The following is a 24,938-nucleotide window of genomic DNA, read 5'->3' as shown; positions in this document are numbered from 1 at the left end:
ACTTTTGGACTATACCTTTAATCAACCCAAGGTTTGGCATCTCTCTATGTTTAAAAAAATCTGCCAATGGCTGCTTTCTCTGTTCGGCTGGCAAATTCGCGGACAACTGCCCGACTCCCCGCAGTATCTGGTGATAGTGGCCCCCCACACCAGTAACTGGGATTTTATTCTCGGTGTGCTCGCCCGTGGGGCTCTGGCGGTCAAGATCCACTTTCTCGGCAAGCATCAACTCTTCATTCCTCCCTGGGGCTGGTTTTTCAGAGCCATAGGCGGCAGCCCGGTAGACAGACGCAAGAACAACAATCTGGTCGATGCGGTCAGCGAGTTGTATCGTCAGGATCCCAACTTCAAGCTGGCGCTTGCTCCGGAAGGCACCCGCAGCCCGGTGAAGCGTTGGAAGACAGGCTTCTACCATATCGCCTCCAAGGCAGGGGTACCGATTGTGGCCGTGGGGTTGGACTTCAGCCAGAAGGCGGTAGTGATCAATCAGCCTTTGATACCGAGTGCGGACATGCAGCAAGACATGGATCAGCTTATCGCCTTCTACCGCGGTATTCGCGGCCGCTTCCCCAAGGCGATTCCGGACTATTCAGCGGACAAGTGAGTCTTGTCCGGCAGGCGTCACCGGACTATAGTGACGCTTACCCGGAAACTTTGTATACAAAATTATGGATCACCAGACCTTCCTGCTGTACCTGTTTGCGATCTTACTGATAGCCATCTCCCCCGGCCCGATCGCCATGTTATCTATCTCTCACGGGATCCATTTTGGTAAACGCCGCAGTCTGGCCACGGCCTTAGGGAGTGTCACGGCAGCCTTGCTGTTGATGTTGGCTTCCATCGCTGGACTGAGCGCCCTGCTGCATGCCAGCGAATACGGCTTTACCCTGCTCAAATGGTGCGGTGCCGCTTACCTTATGTATCTGGGGATTAAACTGCTGCTCACCAAGCCCCATGCGGCCGAGCAAAGTGTCGGCCCCAAGGGACATGGCCATCCTCTCAGTCTGTTTCGACAGGCGTTTCTGGTGGGGATCAGCAATCCCAAGGATCTGCTGTTTTTCGCCGCCCTGTTTCCACAGTTTATCGACGTAAGCGCACCCCAGGGACCTCAGTTGGCAGTATTGGCTTCCACCTGGGCCTTGGTAGACTTCAGCTTTGTGATGATTTACGCCTCTATGGCCAGTGTGCTGGCCTCATGGCTTAAGCGCAGCCAACGGCTGCATTGGTTGGATCGCGTCAGTGGCGGGGTGTTTGTCACCCTCGCCACTGTATTGGCCGTTAAAGATTAAGGAAGGGCTTTAGGGAAGGTGTAAATAAGCCTACGTGGGTTTATTTGCACCGGCTCCATTATCTTTTAAGCTGCGAATATCATTGCCGGTTGGGCCCTGGAAGGCACGCAGATCGAATTGTGGCAAGATGGCAAAGATATGATCGAAGATATCTGACTGAATATCTTCATAATATGCCCAGCGGGTATCATTGGTGAAGATATATAACTCGATCGGCAGACCTTCGGTGGTGGGTGCCAACTGCCGCACCATCAGGGTCATCTCCTTATGCACCTTGTCGTGGTGCTTGAGATACTCCAGCAGGTAGGCTCTGAAGGTTCCCACATTGGTCAGCCTGCGGCCATTGACCGGCATTTCGATATCCGACACCTTGGCATTACATTCAGTGATCTCATGGATCTTCTTCGGCAGGTACTCTTTCAACAGGTTAATCTTCTCCAGCTTCTTCCTGTCCTCTTCGGTCAGAAAACGTATGCTGTTGATATCTATGTTGACCGAGCGCTTGATTCGGCGGCCGCCGGACTCAGACATACCACGCCAGTTACGGAAGGCGTCTGATACCAGCGCATAGGCCGGGATCATTGTGATGGTCTTGTCCCAGTTGCGAACCTTGACCGTTGTCAGCGACACCTCTTCCACCGCGCCATCGGCGCCGTATTTATCCATCTGGATCCAGTCGCCGGTGCTGACCATGCGGTTAGCCGCCAACTGAATACCGGCAACAAACCCCAGAATGGTGTCCTTGAACACCAACATCACCAAACCTGTGGCGACACCCAAGCCGCTGAGGAAGTAGACAGGAGACTGGTTGGCGAGCACAGAGATGGAAATAATGATGGCAACGAAGAACAGGAACAGCTTTATCAACTGCACAAAGCTCTTCACCGGTAGACGACGGCTAATCAGCTTAACGTCCGCCACCTCGTTGACCGCATCCAATGCCGAATAGGCAGCGCGGATCAGCAAGACGACCAGCCAGACACTCAGCAGCCTGTCGACCAAACCGGCCAGCAGTTTATGGTCTGTCAGTGCTATGGGGATCAGCAGGTTGAGCACCAGTGCCGGCACCAGCATGGCCAGCTTTTCCAGCACTCTATGGCGCATAAAGATATCGTCCCAGGTGACCTTGGAACGTTGAATCACCAGGTTCATCGCCCGCACCACACCGCGACGAACAATGAAATAAGCCAGTCCCGCCAGCAACAGGCAGGCAAGCACCATGAGCGAAGTGGACAAACCGTCGGCTGGCTGGCTATCGATACCCAGCTGCGATAACCAGTGTGACAGTTCGAATCTCAAGTCTTTGTCCAAGTTATCCAAAATTAACCTCTCAGAGAAAAATCACTCATCCCGACTCAAACCTGAGTCAGGTTGCAGAGTAACATACAGGTGTTAACTTTGGCTGAACAGTCGATCCCGTCCGCACAGGAAAACGTGCGCTCAATCACCTTTTAAGGCGAGCACCACTTCGGCACCCAATGGCTGCTGGAAGTGCTCCAGGTGATCTATGGGAAGCCCGGAAATCAATAACTCTCTGTGATTGTGCCAGTCGAGCTTCAACTCATCGTGGCGACCAGATACCACCAGCAAACTCGGAAAATGCTCACCCGACTCAAGATCAGTCAAGTCCAGATGGCTCTGCCAATGTCCGTGCCCGTGCAGGCTGCAGTTGGAAAAACTGATGTCTGCCTGCCAATCTTTATCCGGCGACCAACTACTCAGCAGTATCGATTCCTGACAGTGCTCGCTATGGTCAGGTAGCGTGCCCACCCAACCTGCCACATGGAACAGACTCCAAGAGGCCAGCAACAGGTAAAAGCATCCCCCGCCAAATTGCAGAGCCTTCGACAACCAGGCCTTGGTATTCGACGGCATACCCTCTCCAAACTATCAAATAGACTAAGAGCGGGATCATATAGGGGGGTATGCTGTAAGTAAACGCTGACCAAAGAGTTACAAACTTGGCGATTGTTTCATTGAATGGTTTAATTCGCCACAAAGCCGGGTGGATGTGTCATAGGACTCTCTACCGCAGCCAAAGTATAAGAGATCATAATGCCCTTACCCTTCAGGCATACCCAGAGCCAAAGTCGCCGGCAAGACAATTCTGACACTCTTTGCAGTCAAGGCTGACACATTAGCGGGCAACAACCTCACCTTCTTGCAAAGGACTGGGCCATTTGCTGCGAACCACGCCTTGTATCCAACCCGGTAAGCCGACGCAGAGCACGCATGGGGCTTGTTCGCACCTTCCCTAAGCACAGGCACTCGAACATACAACCCCGGCTTACTGTATGCCAAGCAACCAAGTTTGTGTTTTTCGTCATTGCCAGCCCAAGTTAGCCCGGTTATTGTTGACCCAGGATTCAGCCAAGCGAATTTTTTCATGTCGAAACAAAATCTTTTCAAACCCAGCTTTGCCGTCAGCGCCCTGGCACTGATACTGAGCTCAAACTTTGCCATCGCCGAACCGGCTCAGGTGGCCGAAGTCACTCTTGAAAACGGCGCCAGAGTCATACTCAAAGATGACTTCACCTGGGAGTATGTGCTCACTGAAGCTGTGATCAGCGCCGCCGAACCCGAAACGACCACTGAAGAAGTGGTTGCCGAGATGCCGAATTCGGCCGCCCATACCACAGCCGCCACAGCGGCAGCAGTGGAAATGGCCGCCAAACCAGAGCCAAGCAAAACCGCCGTGGTCGAGCAACTGACCCAGAGCGCCATGACCACTCCCGGACTGCTCGGCAAGACAGCCAGAGAAGGGATCAGCGTTTCGCTGCAGCAAGTGCAGTGGAAAGGCGACAAACTGGGCCTGACCTTCGAGCTTGACAGTAACAGCAGTGAAGATATGGTCGAAGTCCTGATCAGTGCCAGCTTCTATAACGATCAGGGGCGCAAGATGAAAGAAGAGGAGCTGCAGGTCTGGCGTGCCATCAAACGTATGCCGGAAACCTATCTGCGCAAGGGCCAGCAGCGGCAATCCTCGGTGATCTGGGTTGAAGGAGTAGATAAAAACCAGTGGCAGAAGCAGCTGCTGAATCTGAAGATCACAGAATTGGATACCTGGTAACGCCAGCCTCTAGGCATTGTGTTAATTTGATAAACAAAGAGCGCCAAATGGCGCTCTTTGTGTTTCTTATACGGACTCTTGTACCGTCAGATGCCAAAGGGTCTGCTGGCCCTTTCGGCGCGTCCCGGCTCAGAGGCTGCTTGGCAGCAGCTCCTTTGGCAGATAGGCATTATAGCGCCCACTCGCCAGCAGCTCAGTGGCCTTGCTGATATCCGGACCGAAGTACCTGTCCTTGTCATAGAAGGCAACCCGCTCGCGCAGTTCAGCCTTGGCCTTGGCTACCGCCGGGCTTGGCTGCAGCGGCGAGCGGAAATCCAGCCCTTGGGCCGCAGCCAGCAGTTCCACTGCCAGTACTCCGCGGGTGTTTTCCGCCATATCCTTGAGCCTGCGGGCGGCAAAGGTCGCCATGGAAACATGATCTTCCTGGTTGGCCGAGGTCGGCAAGCTGTCGACAGAGGCCGGATGAGCAAAGGTCTTGTTTTCACTGGCCAGTGCCGCAGCTGTCACCTGGGCAATCATAAAGCCCGAGTTAACCCCACCGTTTTCCACCAAGAATGGCGGCAGCTTGGAAAGATTGGAATCGATCAGCAGCGCAATGCGGCGCTCACTGATGGCCCCCAGCTCGGCAATGGCCAGCGCCAGATTATCCGCCGCCATGGCCACTGGTTCGGCATGGAAGTTACCGCCTGAGATGATCTCGCCGGTATCTTCAAACACCAGCGGGTTATCTGTCACGCCGTTGGCTTCAATTTCCAGCACTTCGGCCGCCTGACGGATCTGCGTTAGGCAAGCGCCCATCACCTGTGGCTGACAGCGCAGGGAGTAAGGGTCCTGCACCTTTTCACAATTGGCGTGTGACTCGGCAATCTCAGAACCGCTCCCCAGCAGATGACGGAATACTGCCGCCGAGTCTATCTGGCCCTTTTGGCCGCGCACCGCATGAATTCTCGGGTCGAACGGACTGCGACTGCCCATGGCCGCCTCGACACTCATGGCGCCGACCACAGAGCCAGCGGCAAACAGATCCTCGGCGTGGAACAAGCCTTCCAGTGCCAACGCCGTCGATGCCTGGGTGCCGTTGAGCAGGGCCAGGCCCTCTTTGGCAGCCAATTCAATCGGTTTCAGACCGGCGATACTCAAGCCCTCGATGGCGGGCATGATGCGCCCCTGATAACGCACTTCGCCCTCGCCTATGATCGGCAGACACATGTGCGACAGCGGCGCCAAGTCGCCCGAGGCGCCCACAGAGCCCTTCTCGGGTACGCAAGGGTAGACACCGGCATTGACCAGGGCGATCAGGAAGTTGATCACCTCGAGACGGATCCCGGAAAAACCGCGGGACAGTGAGTTGATCTTCAACACCATCATCAGCCGCACGGTTTCATCGCGCATCAATTGGCCGGTACCGGCGGCGTGGGACAACACGATAGAGCGCTGCAGCAGTTCCAGATCCGCCGGGGCAATCTTGGTGTTGGCCAACAGGCCAAAGCCGGTGTTGATGCCGTAAACCGTGCGGCCCTCATCCAAGACTTTTTGCACCACGGCGGCGCTGCTGTTGATGGCCGCCAGCGATTCCGGGTGCAATTGCAGCTGGGTTGGCGCGCGGCTGATACTGCGCAGTTCAGACAGTGTCAGGCTTCCCGGTGTCAGAGTGATTTGAGTGGTCATCATCAGTCCTCCAACATAGGCAGATCCAGGCCCTGCTCTTTGGCGCAGCACTTGGCAATCTCATAGCCGGCATCGGCGTGACGCATCACGCCCGTGGCCGGATCGTTCCACAATACCCGGGAGACCCGCTTGGCGGCGGCGTCGCTGCCATCACAGAGGATCACAACCCCGGAGTGCTGACTGAAGCCCATGCCGACACCCCCACCATGGTGCAGCGACACCCAGGTGGCGCCACCGGCGGTATTGAGCAGCGCATTGAGCAGCGGCCAGTCGGAGACTGCATCCGAACCGTCGAGCATGGATTCGGTTTCCCGGTTGGGACTGGCCACAGAGCCGGAATCCAGATGATCCCTGCCTATGACCACAGGCGCCGACAGCTCGCCGTTTTTCACCATTTCGTTGAAAGCCAGCGCCAGCCGGGCGCGGTCTTTGAGGCCAACCCAGCAGATACGGGCCGGCAGCCCCTGGAAGGCGATACGTTCACGGGCCATATCCAGCCAGTTGTGCAGGTGTGGGTCGTCCGGGATCAGCTCTTTCACCTTCTGATCTGTCTTGTAGATATCCTCAGGGTCACCACTGAGCGCCGCCCAGCGGAACGGACCAATGCCTTCACAGAACAGCGGCCTGATATAGGCGGGAACAAAACCGGGAAAATCGAAGGCGTTGGCCACGCCTTCGTCAAACGCCATCTGGCGGATGTTATTGCCATAGTCCAGGGTCGCGGCGCCGCGGCTTTGCAGCGCCAACATGGCCTGAACCTGCACCGCCATGGAAGCCTTGGCGGCCTTGACCACAGCAGCCTCGTCTTTGAGGCGCATCTCCTTGGCCTGCTCCAGCGTCCAACCCTGAGGCAGATAGCCATTCAGCGGATCATGTGCCGAAGTTTGGTCTGTCACTACATCCGGAGTAATGCCGCGCTCAACCAGCTCACTGAAGATATCGGCGGCATTGCCCAGCAAACCGACGGAAACCGGCTTGCCCTCGGCCTTGGCGGCTTCCAGCATCGCCAGTGCCTCGTCCAGGCTGTGGGCCTTCTTGTCCAGATAACGGGTACGCAGACGAAAATCGATACGGGTCTCGTCTACTTCACAGGCCAGCACAGAGAATCCGGCCATGGTACCGGCCAGAGGCTGGGCACCGCCCATACCGCCCAGGCCACCGGTCAGGATCCAGCGGCCCTTGGCTTCACCGTCGAAATGCTGCTTGGCCACGGCCACAAAGGTTTCGTAGGTGCCCTGGACTATGCCTTGGGTACCTATGTAGATCCAGGAGCCGGCTGTCATCTGGCCGTACATAGCCAACCCTTGCTTGTCCAACTCGTTGAAGTGTTCCCAGTTGGCCCAGTGGGGTACCAGGTTGGAGTTGGCGATCAGCACCCTGGGGGCATCGCTATGGGTCTTGAATACTCCCACCGGCTTGCCGGATTGCACCAGCAAGGTTTCATCCTCTTCCAGACGCTTGAGCACCTCGACGATTTTGTCGAAACACTGCCAATCGCGGGCGGCGCGGCCTATGCCGCCGTAAACCACCAGATCCTCGGGGCGCTCGGCCACATCCGGATGCAGGTTGTTCATCAGCATTCTGAGCGGCGCCTCGGTCTGCCAGCTCTTGCAGTTCAGAGTGGTGCCGGTCGGCGCAATGATTTTGCGCGCCGGATCATGTCTCTTATCCATAAACTTCCATTCCTCTGTTGCTTGTCTTGTGGTTTATTTTGTTGTTTTTATTTAGCTTTATGTTCGCCTCTGAAGGTCAAATGCCCTCCGAGACGGAAGCGGCTGCCGGGATGGATCAGCCGGGCAAAACTCACCACCCCCTGGCGTGACCAGGTGCGGCGCAGTATCTGTAAACAGGGCTCGCTGGCGGGAATCGCCAAGCGGGCGCGTATCTGTTCATTGGCGACTATCGCCTCTATCGTGTGGCGTGCCTCGGTCAAAGGCGCCACCTGCGACAGATATTCATGAGGGGTCTGCAAATTGAAATCCTGCTGCAGATAGTCGGGGATTAACTGGGGATTCACGAAACGCTCTTCGAGCTGTAGCGGCAACCCCTCTTCACAGTGCACCAGCACCGAGTAAAACACCCGGCTGCCGGTCTCCAACCCCAAGGCGATGGCGATAGGCGCCAGGGCCTCTATGGCTGTCAGCTCCAACACCTGCACGCTGTAACCATGGCCGCGGGCCTTGATCTCATCGGCGATATTACGGATAGACAACATGGATGACTGCGACTTGAACTCGGCCACAAAGGTACCCAGCCCCTGACTGCGCTCCAGCACGCCGTTGTCCACCAGCTCGGTCAAGGCCCTTCTGGCCGTCATCCGGCTGCACTCAAACAGCTCCGCCAGTTGGTTTTCGGAAGGCACCCTGGAGTGCTCCACCCATTCGCCTGACTCAATGCGGTCTGAGATGTACTGTTTAATGCGGGCGAACTTGGCTGTGCTCATCGAATCGACTCTGTGTTGGTTTCAATCTGCTGAAAAACTCGGCTATAATCCTAGCTTGTATATACAAGTAAATACAAGTTAGCTCACAAAATCACGGCAGTTGCCGCCACCGCGGCCGGCTTTAAGGCAAACAACAAGGAGCAAGCATGTCCTGGGATCAGGTTTGGATAGATATCAATATTGCCACTATGGACCCTTCTGTATCAGAGGCTTATGGTGCCATCACCGACGCAGCCCTGGCAGTAAAAGATGGTAAAATAGCCTGGATTGGCAAGCGCAGCGAACTGCCTGCCTTCGACGTGCTGGCAACTCCGGTTTACAAGGGCAAAGGCGGCTGGCTGACGCCCGGGTTGATAGATGCCCATACCCATCTGGTGTTTGCCGGTAACCGCGCCAACGAGTTCGAGCTGCGTCTCAAGGGCGCCAGCTATGAAGAAATCGCCCGTGCCGGTGGCGGCATTATCAGCACGGTCAAGGCCTGCCGAGAGGCCAGCGAGGCCGAACTGTTCGACGAGGCTCGTCGCCGTCTCAACGCCCTGGCCAAGGAAGGGGTTACTACGGTGGAGATAAAGTCGGGCTACGGGCTGGAAACCGCCACCGAACTCAAGTTGCTCAGGGTCGCCCGCGAGCTGGGTAAACACCACCATGTGGATGTGGTCACCACCTTCCTGGGCGCCCACGCCTTCCCTCCAGAATATCAAGGCCGGGAGCAGGAATATGTGCAACTGGTAATCGAGGAGATGCTGCCTCAGGTATTGGCGGAAGATCTCGCCGATGCCGTCGATGTGTTTTGTGAAAATATCGCCTTCGACCTGCAACAGACAAAAGCCATTCTCAGCGCCGCCAAGGCCAAAGGGCTGGATATCAAATTGCACGCCGAGCAGCTCTCCAACATGGGCGGCTCAATACTGGCCGCCCGTCTGGGGGCCAAGTCTGTGGATCATATCGAGTATCTGGATGAAGCCGGGGTCAAGGCCCTGGCCGAGAGCGGCACCTGCGCCACCTTGTTGCCCGGCGCCTTTTACTTCTTGCGGGAAACCCAGATGCCACCGATAGCCTTGTTGCGCCAATATCAGGTGCCCATGGTGCTGGCCAGCGACTTCAACCCGGGGACTTCCCCCATCTGCTCAACCCTGTTGATGCTCAACCTGGGCTGCACCCTGTTCCGCCTGACGCCGGAAGAGGCCTTGGCCGGTGTCACCCGCAACGCCGCCCGCGCTCTGGGCCGCGAACAGCACATAGGCATGCTGCGCCAGGGAATGGATGCCGACTTCTGCCTGTGGCGGATCTCAACCCCAGCGGAACTCGCCTACAGCTACGGCGTGAATCCATTGGTGGATGTCATCAAGGGAGGCAAACTTATTCATCAATAAGTTTGCCAAGTGATTGGATGGCAGGTCACCGACCTGCTATAGCTTGTGCGCAAGCTTCCCAGCGCCAGGGAATAGCTGCACAGCTTAGACTCATCAGTTTTAACTGGACTAATCTGAATCCAATCTGTCAGTTTCGTTTCCTTAATGTGACCATATCTGACAGATTGCCCGAGATTGGTTCTGCCCAAAAGTGTGTTACCTATCAGCCAGAAATCGCAAACTTACTAACTTACGGCCCTACAAGTTCTCATCTAAATCCTGTTTGTAACGATTAATCACGTTCAGAGAAGAGCCTCAGGCATACAGTCGTATTTAAACTTATGCAAGTCTTGAGTGAGTCGATATTCGTGTGCGCATTTTAGCTGGTCTAGTGAAATAAACCGACATGCGCTCTAATAAAATATTACATATCTTAAGGAAAGTTGTACCTAACCAAGAGAACTGTAGTGGAATAATGAAAATGAGGAGTCAGAGGACATTGAAGTGATTGTGATATTTGTGGCACACCATGCCCTAATGGTGAAATGACTTCATGGGAAGATACAGATTCCAGTGTATGTCCAAGAAGTGAAAATACTGAGGCATGGTGATATGACAAGCCACTGCACACGGATTTTTATTCGCTTTGATCCAAGAATTCCAGTGAGTGTAACGTTATGTGCCTTTAAGCACTAAGCCAACTTGGAGACTATTAATTGCTAACAGGTCTTTTATCATTTTTAGGTGTAATAATTGGGGCATCGCTTCAATATTTCTTTACACGCCATATTGAAAACCAGCGCCATCTGAGAGATCTCCGTTCTAAAGCTTACATGGATTATTTAAAGTGTGTCTGTGAACAAGCTCAGCTCCGCCCCAATGAGGGGTCGCAAGAAAAGAAAGAGCTATTTTCTCGAACCGGCGATGCTAAAGCCAGGATTTGTCTTTATGGCTCAAACTCAGCAATTAAGGCATTTTCCACCTTTGAGAAATTAGGCGCAGCAATGGCCACTAGCGAACAACGTCAAGCTTTCACAAATATGGTTTCGATAATGCGTACAGATTCAGGCAGCGAAACCGGTGTGGCAGCTAAAGACATCCAGAATGTCATATTGGGTGCCCATGATTAAACATTTAACAAGGCCATTGACTACACACCTTCATCACCCATAGAAGTTTTAATCTGAAACCTGCGAATTAGAGCTAATTATCTAACAAAGTTGTGTCCAGAAGTGAGCTGCATGGGCTCCGAGTGCGGGTGCACTTGCTCCACGACTTTAGGCCACTGGCACAGCGGCTAGCATTGTTTTCAGCTCAAAATAAGCCAGATAACATAGGTTGGACTTCCAGCAACGGATGTCTCCCATTGCCTGCCGCAGGCTTATGCATAGGCGATCCTGTGACACGGCGTTAATACGTCCCTGTAGCCTCGACGAAAACATCCCTGTTTTCGACGGTCACAGTTCCGCCTATGCCTGATAATTAGGTGTATGTCTGCAGCTTAAAACAACTCTGTGTGGGAAGAATTGCACCAATTCCCCCTTCGGAGCCGCCGCGGGCGTTGTTGCAAATTGGCGTAGCCGAGACAGGGATGTCGAGGCTCGAAGGTCGAGCAAGGAGGCGAGTCCTGAGTGTAGCCAATTTGATTCATAAGCCAGCGGGGATTTCGGCTACGTCGGGGTGTCCTTGGGGATGCAAGGGGCTTTGGACAAGCAAAGCCCCTGCCCGGTGTGGTGTGGAACACCACGACTTTAGGCCGCTGGCACAGCGGCTATCATGGCTTCAAGCCAATTGGCAACTTTGGCAACAATCCGGCATACCTTTGGGGATACAAGGGACTTTGAACAAGCAAAGCCCCTTTTGAGTTACTCCGCTGTCGTTGGGTCGATTGAACGTCTCACTTCATTGACCGCATTGATAGGAAAACCGCCCCTTTCGGCATGTTCACGCACCAGTGCCTCATTGGGGGCTATGTAAACGCAGTAAACCTTATCCGGGGTCACAAAGCTCTCTACCCACTGGACCTTCGGCCCCATATCTTCCAACACGGCACAGGACTTTTGTGAGATTTCGCGAAACTCAGCTGCGGATAAACCTCCGGCCCCAGGTAAGTCTCTTTCAATGATGAATTTAGGCATAACAACCTCCTTACGGGATCCCGTTCAGTATAGTTCCTGAAGGGGCCAGCTTCCGCTTGGACAAGGCGTTGCCGACACAGGAATAATAGGCGTATGCCCGCTAATTGCATCAGTATCCCTAATCGCTGTTTTGAGTTCTTGGGGTTATCACCCCAAAGGTTTCTGAGCAGCCACCAACAATAGCATGGGTCGCTCGGCTTCCTCGGCAAGCGCGGGATTGGCGGCTATCTGCTCTGCCGAAGGGCCCCATTCATTGAGCTCACACAACTCAAATCCTGCCTGCAACAGGGCATTGACCGTAGTGCCTAAGGTTCTGTGGTATTTGATCACCCCTTTGGCCAACCAGTCGCTACTGCGCTCACCTTCAGCCTGGTAACTGTTAATTGCCCAGGAACGCTTACCGGCTTCATCCACCAGCCACCCCTGATTCGGTGAGCAGGTAAAAATAGGATGCTCGGTACTGAACACCAAGCTGCCGCCGGGTTTCAGTGCCTGATACAGAGTCGCAAACAAGGGCCGAAGATCCGCAAGATAATGCAGTGCCAGCGAGCTATATGCCAAATCGACACTGTTTGATGGCAGAGTTAGACCATCTAGATCCCCTTGTCGATATTCAATCGCCTCATCCCGGGTTGTCGCCCGAGCCTCGGCCAGCATCTTGATTGAGAGATCTATCCCCAGCACTGACTCGGCCCCCAACTCCCTGGCAGCGCGGCAAAACCAGCCATAACCACAACCGAGATCCACTACGGCGCGACCATTCAACGGCGGTAACATGGCCTTAAGCACCGGCCATTCCGGGGCACCGTCCAAACCGTGAACCGAACGAGGCAACTGGGCATAGGCATCAAAAAAGCCCTGATTGTCATAGATATTTTGTGACATAACTGTCTCCTGAAAATATATGCAGAGTATAAAAAGAAAAAGCGAACGGCACCCGTTCGCTTTGAAATTCGCCAAAAGGCGGATACGAAAAGGGCCACAGATGAAGATTCATCTATGGCCCCCGTTGACTGCGCCAAGGCAAACGCGCCCTTCCCTTACGAAGCGGCGCCGAAAAATGCCGTGGCGATGACTGGGTAGAAAGCGCAGGCTTTCCTAATTAGGCTCCGGACAAGGCTTCATCGCAAGCAAATGTACGGAGCACACTCGGGTCACTCGCTGATCCGAGGCGTAGAGAGTCATGAAAGGATACCTCTTTGAAGTTGCCCGGATTCTAATCAAACCGGGGAAATACTGTCAATCACCGGGAAGCTTCATTGCCAGCAGCTTCAAACAACACGGCTGGAAAAGAAATGCCCCGATTCCCCTCGGAGCCGCCGCAGGCTTATGCATAGGCGATCCTGTGACTCGGCGAGAGTTGCGCAGCAACATGCTTTCGAGCGCGAACCAGGGATGGTGAGCTGGCCGTTAAACAGGGAAGTTGTTGTGAACCCATCCATGGGCGCTCGACGAAAACGTCCCTGTTTTCGACGGTCACAGTCCCGCCTATGCCTGATAATTAGGTGTATGTCTGTGGATATATAAGCAATTTCAAGCAACGCTATTATTACAGAATTGCACCAACTCCCCCTTCGGAGCCGCCGCTGGCGTTGTTGCAAATTGGCGTAGCCGAGACAGGGATGTTGAGGCTCGAAGGTCAAGCATGGATGCGAGTCCTGAGTGTAGCCAATTGGCTTCATAAGCCAGCGGGGATTTCGGCTACGTCGGGGTGTCCTTGGGGATGCAAGGGGCTTTGGACAAGCAAAGCCCCTTGCCCGGTGTGGTGTGGAACACCACGACTTTAGGCCGCTGGCACAGCGGCAATCATGGCTTCCAGCTAAAAGTCGCTAATTAGTATTGGCAGGGCCTCCGGCGACGGATGTATCCCATCACCTGCGGTGCGCTCTCGCACAGGCGATCCTGTGACTCGGCGAGGGTTGCGCAGCAACATGCTTTCGAGCGCGAACCAGGGATGGTGAGCTGGCCGTTAAACAGGGAAGTTGTTGTGAACCCATATATGGACCCATCCCGTTTGCAAGACATTTGATTTCAATTTGAGAAGAGTTCATTGCACCCATATATTCGGCCTGTTACTGAGTTAAATCTCTGGCCCTGATGGATATGTGCTTCTACTTTCCTCATCATCCCTGCGGCTTCACGATGAGCCTATGGATTCAACAGGTTTTAAGTAGAACAGTCTGACTGTCTCATCATCAAATCAATTGTCACCGCAACTTGGTGATAGGTTGGCATTATCTTACTTCACAACCTGATTTATAAGCTTCATGTCGCCGGCCGATACGTTTCTTCTTTGGCCGCTATGACCCAGGCAATTCTGGCAAGCTTGTTGGCTACTGCAACGCAGGCGCGATTAAAGCCTCGACGCTCCACGAGGGCCTTCGCCCATAGGCTGAGCTTATCGGTTTTGTGCTCGCAGTGACGCAAAATGGACCTGGCACCATGAATGAACAAGGTTCGTAGATAGGCATTGCCTCGCTTACTGATCCCCTGCAGATTATCCTTGCCGCCACTGCTGTGCTGCCTGGGCACCAGACCGCACCAAGCTGAAAAATGGCGGCCATTGTGAAATGCCTTCCCCTCCCCAACAGCGGCATAAAATGCCGTCGCAGTGACAGGACCAACCCCCAAGACGGTGCCTAATCGTTGGCAGATAGGATTATCAGCATTTTCCTGCAATACCTGCTTTTCACACCCTTTCAGCCTGTTCTCAAGTTCGACAAACTCATTATACAGTCCATGGAAAATCGCTCGACCTTTGGCTGTGAGTGCATTCTCACCGTCTTCCAAAATGTCGGGCAATTGACTGCGAAAGGCCGTTTTTCCCTTTGCCAGCACGATGCCATATTCGGCCAACATGCCTCGAACCTGATTCACCAAGGCGGTGGTTTGCTGTGTGAGTCGCTCACGAACCCTGTGCAACATCTGCACATCTTGTTGTTCGATAGATTTGGCGGGCACGAAGCGCATGTTTGGTCGCTGAGCCGCCTCCGCTATGGCAAGGGCATCGTTGTAGTCATTTTTATTTCCCTGCCGATAGGGAATGACATATTGAGGAGGGATCAACTTAACCTGATGACCAAGGGCAGTAATTTCCCTGTTCCAATAGTGAGCGCCACCACAGGCTTCAATCGCGACCAGGCAAGGTTCCAACTTAGCGAAAAAACCGAGTACTTCTTTTCGTTTAAGCATTTTCTTGCGCACCAGCTTACCTGCTTTGTTGACCGCAACAGCGTGGAACACCAACTTTGCGATATCCAAACCGATGGTTGTAATCTTCATAGTGGACCCATCCTCTTTCCAGATGACTTTCAACAACTTCATCGTGGCCCATTGCGAGGCCGGTTAAAAGGGGATGGGTCCATTCCATTATCCATGGGCGCTCGACGAAAACGTCCCTGTTTTCGACGGTCACAGTCCCGCCTGTGCCTGGAATTAGGCGTATATCTGCAGCTGAATACGACACTTTGGGATGAAGAATTGCACCGACTCCCCCTCGGGGTCGCCGAAAGCCATTGTTGCAAATAAGGATTATCAAGGGGCACACACGCCCCTTGAACTTAAACTACTTCTTGGTGGCCAGCTTAGCCCTTGCAGCATGCAGCTTCTTGTAGCTTTCGATCAGCCGCTGGTGTTTTTCCAGGCCTTCGAGCTGCATATTGGTTGGGGTCAGGCCGTAGAAGCGCACTGTGCCATTGACCGACCCTATGGCAGCATCCAGGGTTTCCTGGCCGAACATGCGTCCTAAGTTGTACCGGTAGTCGTCCAGCTCGAGTTCATCGTCCAGGCTGATCTCCAACACCGCCTGCAGGCATTGATAGAAGAGGCCACGAGCGACGGTATTGTTGTTGTACTGCAGGAAGGTTTCGGTCAGCTCCAACGCTTCTTCCAGTTCACCTATGGCCAGGCAGATTAGCAATCTGAGTTCGAGTATCGTCAGTTGGCCCCAGACGGTGTTTTCATCAAACTCTATACCTATCAGGGTGATGATATCCGTGTAGATATCCAATTGGCTGTCTTCGAGGCGCTCGGACAGGCTTTGCAGTTGGCTGTCGCTGAGGCGATGCAGGTTAAGAATATCTTCTCGGTAGTCCAGCGCTTTATTGGTGTTGTCCCAAATCAGATCCGATACCGGATACACCTCGGAGAAGTCTGGCACCAGGATCCGACAGGCGTTGCCTATCTCGGTAAACTCGGCGATGTAGACCTCTTTGCCCATCTCTTCAAGAATCCCGAACAGGCTCTGGCTCTCTTCGGCGTTGCTGCCGGAGAAGTCCCATTCGACAAACTCATAGTCCGGCTTGCTACTGAAGAAGCGCCAGGAGATCACTCCGCTGGAGTCGATAAAGTGTTCAACAAAGTTCTCCGGCTCCTGCACCGCCATGCTGTTGAAAGTAGGCTTTTGCACATCGTTTAGGCCCTCGAAACTGCGACCCTGCAGCAGTTCAGTGAGGCTGCGCTCCAACGCTACCTCAAAACTGGGGTGGGCGCCGAAGGAGGCAAACACGCCGCCGGTGCGGGGGTTCATCAGGGTCACACACATGACGGGGAACTGGCCACCGAGGGAGGCATCCTTGATCACCAGCGGAAAGCCCTGCGCCTCCAGCGCCTCTATGCCGGCCACTATCGAAGGATACTTGGCCAGCACGGCTTTCGGCACCTCAGGCAGGACCAGCTCCTCTTCTATGATGCGGCGCTTCACCGCCCGCTCGAAAATCTCGGACAGACACTGCACCTTGGCCTCATCCAGATTGTTACCTGCACTCATGCCGTTGCTGAGATACAGATTTTCAATCAGGTTGGAGGGGAAATACACAGTCTCGCCATCGGACTGACGCACATAAGGAATGGCGCAGATGCCGCGCTCGACATTGCCCGAGTTGGTGTCGATAAGGTTGGAGCCGCAGAGCTCACCATCCGGGTTGTAGATTTCCAGACAATAGTCATCGAGGATTCCGGGCGGCAGCTCATCGTTGGGGCCGGGTTGGAACCACTTCTCATTGGGATAGTGAACAAATTCGGCGTTGGCGATCTCGGGGCCGAAATACTGGTCGTTGTAGAAGAAGTTACAGCTGAGACGCTCGATAAACTCGCCCAGGGCCGAGCAGAGCGCGCTCTCTTTGGTTGCGCCCTTGCCGTTGGTAAAACACTTGGGCGAAGCGGCATCACGGATATGCAGCGACCAAACGTTGGGCACCAGGTTACGCCAGGAGGAGATCTCTATCTTCATCCCCAGTTCGGCCAAGGTGTTGGTCATGTTGGCTATGGTCTGCTCCAGCGGCAGATCCTTACCCAGAATAAAGGTGCTGTGGCTGTCATCCGGCTTAAGCATCAGCATCGCCTGGGCGTCCTGATCCAGGTTATCCACGGTTTCCAACTGGAACTCGGGGCCGGTCTGAACCACTTTCTTCACAGTGCAGCGGTCGATGGAACGCAGTATGCCTTCACGGTCTTTGTCAGAGATGGTGTCCGGCAGTTCCACCTGAATCTTGAAGATCTGGTTATAACGGTTTTCCGGGTCGACTATGTTGTTTTGCGACAGGCGTATGCCTTCGGTAGGAATATCGCGGGCGACACAGTACACCTTCACAAAATAGGCGGCACACAGCGCTGATGAAGCCAGAAAGTAGTCGAACGGGCTCGGCGCCGAGCCATCGCCCTTGTAGCGGATTGGCTGGTCGGCAATGACACTGAAGTCATCAAACTTGGCTTCGAGTCTGAGGTTGTCGAGAAAATTTACTTTGATTTCCATTGGATAGTTCCGAGTTCCGGCGGGGTTTCCCGCTCGCCCGATGACACTCGCCGCAGCGGTAAAACCGGCGACCGGCTGTGATCTGGGTCAAATTGAGCAAAATTGGGGGAATTATCCGCTTTTTAGCGGCAAAAGTCATTGTTGGCCAAGACTGTTGGCCACTGAAGGCAACTTGGCTCCGGCACCAGAAAAGCGAACCAAAGAAGCGAACCAAAGAAGCGAACCAAAGAAGCGAACCAAAGAAGCGAACAAGCCAGAATCAGGATCTAGATACGATAAAACATAGATATACATCACGCACACGAGTGTTTTTGCGAACCATACTGAATGCCTGACAGATCCAGTCAGGATTTTTATTGATCCAAATCAAATGCATGTTTATTTTATCGCTGAACATATAACTTAAATGAATCTTTGAGGTTGTCTTTATGTTGGATCAACACACTATCCAAGTGGTCAAGAGTACTATTCCCCTGCTGGTTGCCGCCGGCCCAGAGCTGACCAAACACTTCTATCAGCGCATGTTCCACCACAATCCTGAATTGAAAGATGTGTTCAACCTGGCTCATCAGCATAAGGGCGATCAGCCTGTAGCCTTGTTCAATGCCGTCGCCGCCTATGCCCAACATATCGACAATCTGGCTGTTCTCGGTGAAGCCGTGGAAAGAATTGCCCAGAAACACACAGGCTTTCTGATCAAACCCGAGCAATACGCCATAGTCGGCAAGCATCTGCTTGCCACTCTGGAAGAACTCGGTGGCGATGCCGTCACGCCAGAGGTACTGGGCGCCTGGGAGAAGGCTTATGGGGTGTTGGCCAATATCTTTATTGGCCGCGAAGCACAGATTTATGCCGATGCCGCAGGCAAACAAGGAGGTTGGAGCGGCACCCGCACCTTTGTTGTCAGCAACAAACGCCGCGAGTCTGCCGCCATTACCTCCTTCGAACTCACGCCCAAGGATGGCGGCCCTGTGGCCGATTTTAAGCCGGGGCAATACCTGAACCTCAAACTCAGCCATCCGGCGCTGGCCCATACCGAGATACGCCAATACTCATTGTCGGATGCCCCCAACGGCCGCAACTATCGCATCAGCGTTAAACGTGAAAACGAAGGATTGGTTTCCAACCTGCTGCATAATGAATTCGATATTGGCAGCGAGCTTGAGCTGATCCCGCCGGCGGGGGATTTTTTCCTGAATACTGAGCCTGACACCCGGGTTGTGCTGCTATCTGCCGGAGTTGGCCTGACGCCTATGCTGAGCATGTTAAACAGCCGCCTGCAGCAAGACTGCGCCGAGACACTATGGCTGCATGCCTGTGAAAATGGCGCCCAGCATGCTTTTACCGAAGAGATACGCCGCAAACAGGCCGAGCAGACAAATCTCAAGGCACTGACCTGGTATCGCCAGCCGCTTGAGACTGATATTCAGGGACAGGATTATGACCTGAAGGGCACCATGGTGCTGGAACCGATAGCGGCCATGCTGCCATCCGAGGGCCAATTCTACTGCTGTGGCCCCATAGGCTTTATGCAGAGCATCAAGGCGCAGTTGCTGGCTCTGGGTATTGAGGAAGCGCAGATCCACTATGAAGTGTTCGGCCCCCATCAAGGGCTCTGATGCAGCCATACGGGCGCCGCTTCAGGCGCCCTGTTGCAGTAAGCCTTCTTCTTCGGGCTGCTCTTCCAGCGGCTCCACATGGATAAACACCGCCGCATGGGGGATGGCAGCCATCAAGGCCTGCTCGATACGGTCACAGATGGCATGGGAATGGCCAACGCTCATCTCCTTGGGCAAGGTCAGATGGAAGTCGATATGACGCCGTCTGCCCGCCTGACGGCCACGCAAGTCGTGAAAGCCGCCTTCATTGGGACAGTGGTGCGCGATTATCTCGGCGGCCTGGTTCAGCTCCTCTTCGCTGATGCTGTGATCCAACAGCGGCTTGAAGGCCTGATCCAACATGCTTATCGCTTCTTTGAGAATAAACAGCGCCACCCCTATGGCTACTATGGGATCCAGCAGCGCCAGATTATGGCCAAAATAGCCACCCACCCAGATGAGCAGCAGCCCCACGGCTACCCCGAGAGAGGTGAGCACATCGGCCTTAAGGTGCAGGGCATCGGCCTCAAGCGCCACCGATTGTTCTTCCCTGGCCACCCGGTAGAGATAGGCACTGACGCCTGTGTTTACCAGTGCCGACAACAGCATCACCAATACCCCCCAGCCCAGGCCTTCTACCTCTGAGGGGCTGAGCAACTTGCCGACGGCCTCGAAAATAATCCAGCCGGCCGCCGCCAAAATCAACAGCGCCTCAATAACCCCGGAAACATTCTCTATCTTGTCGTGGCCGTAGGGATGATCCCAGTCAGGCGGCACATCGGCGCGGCGCACGGCAAACAGGGCGATCAAGGCCGCCACCAAATCCATGGCGGAGTGAATCGCTTCTGAAATGATACTGACCGAACCACTGACAATACCCGCCGCCACCTTCATGATGATCAGCGAAATATTGGAGCAGACCGAGACCATGGCGGCTCTGGCTTTTCTGGACATCTATTGTTCCCCCTTAATACGGCTTGGGAATTGGACTATCGTCAGTCAAGGGTGATTACCTGGGCTCGTGCGCCCTCGCCCCGGTCAATCAACAGCAAAATCAGGCCAAACAACACTTGTGTCGGCAATAGCAACACTAGCCAACTGCTCCACAGCAGGCTGTCGTCGACCCGAATGGCAAACTTGAGTTGCAACGCCAGCAAAGCAAGCAGCCAGAGCGCAAAACAACGAAAACGGCAAAAGAAGCTGCCAAGGCCCATGAGCCACAGCAACCAAATAGGCTCCGGCCACCAACCGGCCCCCTCTGGAGTCAATTGCCCGGGCAGTTCGGCGCCGCTGAAATAGAGTTTACCGACCACGGCCGTGTCGCCTATCTCGGCGGCCAGGGTAAAACTCGTGGCCAACCAAGCCATTAGCAGCAACAAACGTGCAGATGAAAAACGCATGCGGGCCCAACCAACAAACCAAAGGGCCCGATAGTGTATGACAATAGAAAAAGTTCAACAATAGCTTATAGTTAGAACAAAAACGGAACCATTTTCGTCCTCATTTACAATGCCTTGAAGCTAAACCTTAAAGGCCTGTCTCAGGGATGCTTGATCCCCAAGTTGCTTGCCAGGGCCTGCAGTTGGCTGCGGGAGTTGGGGGCAACCGCTTGCAGGTAATCCATATAACCACCGCGTACCGCTTCCAACAAGGCAGGAGAAGCAAGCTTGGGCGAACCACTGCTAAAAGGGGGGTGGGGATCATATTCAAGCACCAGCTGTTTGCCGCGGGCTGTCTGCTCATCTGTCAGCAGCGACAGCAGCAGCAAGCCAAAATCGATCCCTGAAGTGACCCCGGCGCCTGTGACTCGATTGCGGTCGTGAACCACTCTCTCGACTACAGGCTCGGCGCCAAAGTAGCGCAAGTCCTGCAACACGCCCCAATGAGAGGTGGCCTTATATCCCTTGAGCAAACCGGCGGCCCCGAGAATAAATGAGCCGGTACAGACGCTGGTGACCCAGTCTGCCTTGGCGCCGACCCGAGCCACCCAGTCAATCATTTCGGTGCGCTCCAGCTGTGTGTATGGATTACTGGTTCCCGGAACGCAGAGAATGTTTGTCTGCTCAATCTCGGCAAAGGTTGCGGTTGGCATTAACCCCAAACGCTTGTTGGCGCGGCTCTCGGCATAGACCACCTCCTTGTCGTACCAAACAAAGTCCACATCAAACTGTTCACCGGCTAGCACTTCAGCCGGCCCGATGAGATCCAGGGCCGTCATGCCCTCATACAGTACAAAGGCGATATGTGGCTTGCCGCTCGTGCTGGCTTTGGTGCCGGCGGGTAAAGAGTTTGCTGCCGGCCGTTGGCCTGAGGCGCCCGCGGCCAGCACTTGAGGTGCCACGCCGCCCAGAGAGGCTGCGGCCAGCGTTCCCAGGCAGGATAAGGTGAAGTCTCGACGGTTCATAAACGCTCCTTTGAGTCAGAAAGTCCCGTTGAGATTAGTAACCTATTGCAGGCTGCAACAGCCGGTTACCGGCCAATTGCCGCAAGAGTCTGGCCAACTTGGGCAGGCTGTGATCCAGGCAGTCACTTTGGCCACAAGCCGCTGTACAGGGTTTTGAGCTTGAACTAGATTGCCTTGCACACATACGCTATTGGGCCGCCGGAATGGCGCCGGGCAGGAAACATGTCTTCAGCTCTTTCTCAACCTCAGCACAGGATTGTGATTCTGGTACTGAGGGATTTTGTCGCCTTCGATCTCGCCATTCCTTACCAGATGTTTCCTCTGGTTTCCCTGAGCGGCGGCCACAAACCTTACCAGGTAAGCTTTTGCGGCCCGGAGCAATCCATCTGCAGTGGCGCATTGAGCATCTCGGATATCGCCCCGCTTGAGCTGCTGAGTCAAGTGGATACTGTGATAATCCCCGGCATCCGCAATCCCCTGGCATTCAACGAGCCCGAAGTCCTTCAGGCGCTGCAACAAGCCGCGAGGGCCGGAGTACGACTGGCATCTATCTGCACCGGCGCCTGCGTATTGGCCGCCGCAGGCCTGTTGGATAACCTCAGGGCAACTACCCACTGGCAACTGACGCCCGAACTGGCCAAGCGTTATCCCAATATAGAGGTGGAAGAGGACATGCTGTTTGTCGACAACGGCCAGCTATTGACCTCGGCGGGATTGGCCGCGGGCCAGGATCTGTGTCTGCATATGATAGCCAGTGACTTTGGTGCCCAGGCCGCCGAGACCACGGCCGACTTCTTTGTGATGCCGCTCGAGCGTCAGGGTTGTCAGTCGCAAAGAATTCATCGCCAATGGCTGCCGCAGCAGCAACAGCTGGCCAATTTGCAACTCTGGTTGATGGACAATCTGCACCTGCCTTTGACCTTGGCACAACTGGCAGAAAGAGCCTGTTTAAGCCAGCGTAGCCTGAACCGTAAGTTCCGGGAGCAAACCGGACTGGCGCCTATGGCATGGCTGGGGCAGGCGCGGATCCGCCGGGCGCAATCCTTGCTCGAGTCGAGCCATATGTCGGTGGAACTGATTGCCTCCAGCTGCGGTTTTGCCAGTGCCGCCGGTCTGCGAGACGCCTTCAAACGCGCCCTGGGGGTGAGCCCCAGCAACTGGCGCAAGACTTACTCTGGCTTTAGCCGTCCTTAAGCCGCGGCGCCGAATAAAGCCAAAAGATTAAAAAAGGGGCTAGCGTATATCACCTAAGCCCCTTCCCACTAAAATCCTCAGTCATTCACTGTTACAGACCATCAGCCCGCCGGTGAATAGTAGGTAGCCGCACCTGGGCCAACCGGCAGCCCCAGGCCGAATACCCAGAGGAAGAAGAACAGGGTCCAACCGACGAAAAATACCAGCGTGTATGGCAACATGGTAGCCACCAGAGTACCTATCCCCAGGTCCTTCTTGTAGCGCGCGGCGACCGCCAGGATAAGACCAAAATAACTCATCATGGGCGTGATCAGGTTAGTCACTGAGTCACCTATTCGATAGGCCGCCTGAATGGTTTCCGGCGCATAACCCACCAACATCAACATGGGCACAAATATCGGCGCCGTCACCGCCCACTGGGCCGAGGCACTGCCGAGCATCAAGTTGATGAAGCCACACATCATGATAAACAGCAGGAAGACTATCGGCCCGGTCAGCCCCAGGGCACTGAGGGCATCGGCGCCGGTCACCGCCAACACGGCGCCCAGATTGGTCCACTTGAAGAAGGCCACAAACTGCGAGGCGAAAAACACCAATACGATATACATGCCCATGGTGCTCATGCTGTGGGACATGGCGTTGATCACATCGGTATCTTTTTTCATGGTGCCCACCACCTTGCCGTATACCAGCCCAGGAATGGCAAAGCAGACAAAGATAAACACCACGATTCCCTTGAGAAACGGCGAACCGGCCACTTCCCCCGTCTCGGGGTGACGCAGTGGGCCCCACTCGGGAACCACGGTCAAGGCCAAGACTGCGCCGAGCAGCAGCGCCGCCAAACCAGCCATTTTCAGCCCCTTTTTCTCCAGTTCGGTGACGGTTTCCATCCGCTGATCTTCCAAATCGACACTGGCTTCAGAGACATCATAGCGACCGAGCTTGGGTTCAACGATTTTCTCTGTCACCAAGGCGCCGAGGAAAGAGATCACAAAGGTGGAGACAAACATGAAGTACCAGTTGACCTCGGGGCCCACAGTGTAGTCAGGGTCTATCATCTGCGCCGCCGCTTCGGTGATCCCGGATAACAGGGGATCCACGGTTCCCAGCAGGAGGTTGGCACTGTAGCCACCGGATACCCCGGCAAAGGCCGCCGCCAACCCCGCCAAGGGATGCCTGCCAAGAGAATGGAAGATCATCGCCGCCATGGGGATCAGCACGACATAACCCAGCTCGGCGGCGGTATTGGAGACGATTCCGGCAAAGACAATAGTCAGGGTAACCAGGCGCTTGGAGGCTCCCATCACCAGCGCCCGCATGCCGGCGGACAAGAGTCCTGAGCGTTCGGCAATCCCTACCCCGAGCAAGGCCACCAATACAGTGCCCAGCGGCGTAAAACCGGTAAAGTTGGTCACCAGGTTGGAGACTATCATCCGCAGCCCTTCGGCATTCATTAGACTGACCACATGGATCAGGCCATCGGCGCTGCGGCCACTGGCGCCTTCGGGACGAGGGTCCACCACTGTGACTTCAAAATAACCGGCAATGCCGGAGATCAGGATGACGGCTGCGCAAAACAACGCAAATAGTGTGATGGGATGTGGCAAAAGGTTGCCAAGGCGCTCCACCACATTGAGGAAGCGGATAAACCAGCCACTCTTGGCGGTTTCGAGCGGTTGCTGAGAATGATTGGACTGCATCTGATTTCCCTGTCTGCCGGCTCGGCTGCCGGTTCTATTTTCATGGCCGTAACATCTACGACAAGCGGCCGGCCATTTTGCCGTGACACTTTTAACTGAAACTTAACCTGGAAGAATGGCGGGAAATTAGAGGCAAAAAAAAGGACCCAGGGCGGGTCCATAAAGGCAAATTCGCTGAACTAATTCGCTTTGCCCCAACGTTGTGTCATTACAATTTACAATACGCTGTCTGAACCTTGCCTGAACATAATAAAAGCTGTTTGTAAATAGTATGATTCCATTTCTTCTCTTTGACGCACGGTAAACAGTTTTCTCATGGCCTATAGCGGC

Annotated in this window: 20 protein-coding genes; 7 read left to right on the top strand and 13 right to left on the bottom strand. The window is 54.6% G+C overall.

Going from position 1 to position 24,938, the window contains the following annotated elements:
* Positions 1-46: 46 nt before the first annotated feature.
* Complete coding sequence (locus tag E1N14_RS00670) at positions 47-604, top strand: lysophospholipid acyltransferase family protein (protein ID WP_025010597.1); 558 nt, start codon at positions 47-49, stop codon at positions 602-604.
* A gap of 64 nt (positions 605-668) precedes the next feature.
* Positions 669-1,289 carry a LysE family translocator gene (locus E1N14_RS00665; RefSeq protein WP_045283906.1) on the top strand — a complete coding sequence of 207 codons (621 nt, stop codon included), beginning with the start codon at positions 669-671 and terminating at the stop codon, positions 1,287-1,289.
* 30 nt (positions 1,290-1,319) lie between these two features.
* On the opposite strand, the gene E1N14_RS00660 is transcribed toward E1N14_RS00665, so the two are convergent.
* Together E1N14_RS00660 and E1N14_RS00655 are read right to left on the bottom strand one after the other, a co-directional pair.
* Positions 1,320-2,600: a mechanosensitive ion channel family protein gene (locus E1N14_RS00660; protein ID WP_044733460.1), complete on the bottom strand. Its 1,281-nt coding sequence runs from the start codon at positions 2,598-2,600 to the stop codon at positions 1,320-1,322.
* Positions 2,601-2,729: 129 nt separating this feature from the next.
* A complete protein-coding gene (locus E1N14_RS00655) occupies positions 2,730-3,164 on the bottom strand; it encodes a hypothetical protein (protein ID WP_054745069.1) in 435 nt (144 codons plus the stop codon).
* 511 nt (positions 3,165-3,675) lie between these two features.
* On the opposite strand from E1N14_RS00655, the gene E1N14_RS00650 reads away from it, so the two are divergent.
* Positions 3,676-4,359 (top strand): DUF3157 family protein, encoded by a 684-nt coding sequence (locus E1N14_RS00650; RefSeq protein ID WP_025010594.1) that lies wholly within the window; start codon positions 3,676-3,678, stop codon positions 4,357-4,359.
* Positions 4,360-4,488: 129 nt separating this feature from the next.
* On the opposite strand, the gene hutH is transcribed toward E1N14_RS00650, so the two are convergent.
* The 3 genes from hutH to hutC are packed head-to-tail and all read right to left on the bottom strand — an operon-like array spanning position 4,489 to position 8,470.
* The gene (hutH, locus tag E1N14_RS00645; RefSeq protein WP_062793505.1) at positions 4,489-6,030 is read right to left on the bottom strand and encodes a histidine ammonia-lyase; all 1,542 of its coding nucleotides are present in this window, start codon (positions 6,028-6,030) and stop codon (positions 4,489-4,491) included.
* On the bottom strand, positions 6,030-7,700 hold the full coding sequence (hutU, locus tag E1N14_RS00640; protein WP_025010593.1) for a urocanate hydratase: 1,671 nt from the start codon (positions 7,698-7,700) through the stop codon (positions 6,030-6,032). Before hutU ends, hutH begins: the two co-directional genes overlap by 1 nt.
* A 47-nt stretch (positions 7,701-7,747) precedes the next feature.
* A complete protein-coding gene (gene hutC, locus E1N14_RS00635; RefSeq protein ID WP_025889536.1) occupies positions 7,748-8,470 on the bottom strand; it encodes a histidine utilization repressor in 723 nt (240 codons plus the stop codon).
* A 146-nt stretch (positions 8,471-8,616) separates the two neighbouring features.
* On the opposite strand from hutC, the gene hutI reads away from it, so the two are divergent.
* Together hutI and E1N14_RS00625 are read left to right on the top strand one after the other, a co-directional pair.
* Positions 8,617-9,843, top strand: coding sequence for an imidazolonepropionase (gene hutI / locus E1N14_RS00630; protein ID WP_062793506.1), 1,227 nt, complete (start codon positions 8,617-8,619; stop codon positions 9,841-9,843).
* Positions 9,844-10,538: 695 nt separating this feature from the next.
* Positions 10,539-10,952 carry a hypothetical protein gene (locus E1N14_RS00625; protein ID WP_025010592.1) on the top strand — a complete coding sequence of 138 codons (414 nt, stop codon included), beginning with the start codon at positions 10,539-10,541 and terminating at the stop codon, positions 10,950-10,952.
* 735 nt (positions 10,953-11,687) lie between these two features.
* On the opposite strand, the gene E1N14_RS00620 is transcribed toward E1N14_RS00625, so the two are convergent.
* The 4 genes from E1N14_RS00620 to E1N14_RS00605 form a co-directional block, all read right to left on the bottom strand.
* The gene (locus E1N14_RS00620; protein WP_025010591.1) at positions 11,688-11,960 is read right to left on the bottom strand and encodes a DUF4242 domain-containing protein; all 273 of its coding nucleotides are present in this window, start codon (positions 11,958-11,960) and stop codon (positions 11,688-11,690) included.
* 147 nt (positions 11,961-12,107) lie between these two features.
* Entirely contained in the window at positions 12,108-12,845 is a 738-nt protein-coding gene (locus E1N14_RS00615; RefSeq protein WP_025010590.1) for a class I SAM-dependent methyltransferase, read from the bottom strand.
* A 1,380-nt stretch (positions 12,846-14,225) separates the two neighbouring features.
* Positions 14,226-15,242 (bottom strand): IS110 family RNA-guided transposase, encoded by a 1,017-nt coding sequence (locus E1N14_RS00610; protein ID WP_025012161.1) that lies wholly within the window; start codon positions 15,240-15,242, stop codon positions 14,226-14,228.
* A gap of 283 nt (positions 15,243-15,525) precedes the next feature.
* A complete protein-coding gene (locus tag E1N14_RS00605; RefSeq protein WP_025010787.1) occupies positions 15,526-17,712 on the bottom strand; it encodes an OsmC domain/YcaO domain-containing protein in 2,187 nt (728 codons plus the stop codon).
* Between the two features lie 428 nt (positions 17,713-18,140).
* Between E1N14_RS00605 and hmpA the strand changes: the two genes are divergently transcribed.
* Positions 18,141-19,331, top strand: a complete 1,191-nt coding sequence (hmpA, locus tag E1N14_RS00600; protein ID WP_025010788.1) for an NO-inducible flavohemoprotein — start codon at positions 18,141-18,143, stop codon at positions 19,329-19,331.
* A 21-nt stretch (positions 19,332-19,352) separates the two neighbouring features.
* Here the strand turns inward: hmpA and E1N14_RS00595 are convergent, their stop codons facing one another.
* The 3 genes from E1N14_RS00595 to E1N14_RS00585 all read right to left on the bottom strand — a co-directional run bounded on the left by E1N14_RS00595 (position 19,353) and on the right by E1N14_RS00585 (position 21,714).
* Positions 19,353-20,264 carry a cation diffusion facilitator family transporter gene (locus E1N14_RS00595; RefSeq protein ID WP_025010789.1) on the bottom strand — a complete coding sequence of 304 codons (912 nt, stop codon included), beginning with the start codon at positions 20,262-20,264 and terminating at the stop codon, positions 19,353-19,355.
* A 41-nt stretch (positions 20,265-20,305) separates the two neighbouring features.
* Positions 20,306-20,710: a hypothetical protein gene (locus tag E1N14_RS00590; protein ID WP_152134843.1), complete on the bottom strand. Its 405-nt coding sequence runs from the start codon at positions 20,708-20,710 to the stop codon at positions 20,306-20,308.
* 140 nt (positions 20,711-20,850) lie between these two features.
* Positions 20,851-21,714 carry a DJ-1/PfpI family protein gene (locus tag E1N14_RS00585; RefSeq protein ID WP_025010791.1) on the bottom strand — a complete coding sequence of 288 codons (864 nt, stop codon included), beginning with the start codon at positions 21,712-21,714 and terminating at the stop codon, positions 20,851-20,853.
* A 222-nt stretch (positions 21,715-21,936) separates the two neighbouring features.
* On the opposite strand from E1N14_RS00585, the gene E1N14_RS00580 reads away from it, so the two are divergent.
* Entirely contained in the window at positions 21,937-22,908 is a 972-nt protein-coding gene (locus E1N14_RS00580) for a GlxA family transcriptional regulator (RefSeq protein WP_025010792.1), read from the top strand.
* Positions 22,909-23,009: 101 nt separating this feature from the next.
* Here the strand turns inward: E1N14_RS00580 and E1N14_RS00575 are convergent, their stop codons facing one another.
* A complete protein-coding gene (locus E1N14_RS00575) occupies positions 23,010-24,608 on the bottom strand; it encodes an AbgT family transporter (RefSeq protein ID WP_028780867.1) in 1,599 nt (532 codons plus the stop codon).
* Positions 24,609-24,938: the final 330 nt, after the last annotated feature.

Source organism: Shewanella algae, from assembly GCF_009183365.2.
In the GTDB taxonomy this organism is placed as follows: Bacteria; Pseudomonadota; Gammaproteobacteria; order Enterobacterales; family Shewanellaceae; genus Shewanella; species Shewanella algae.
This window is presented reverse-complemented; position numbering and strand designations above follow the sequence as displayed.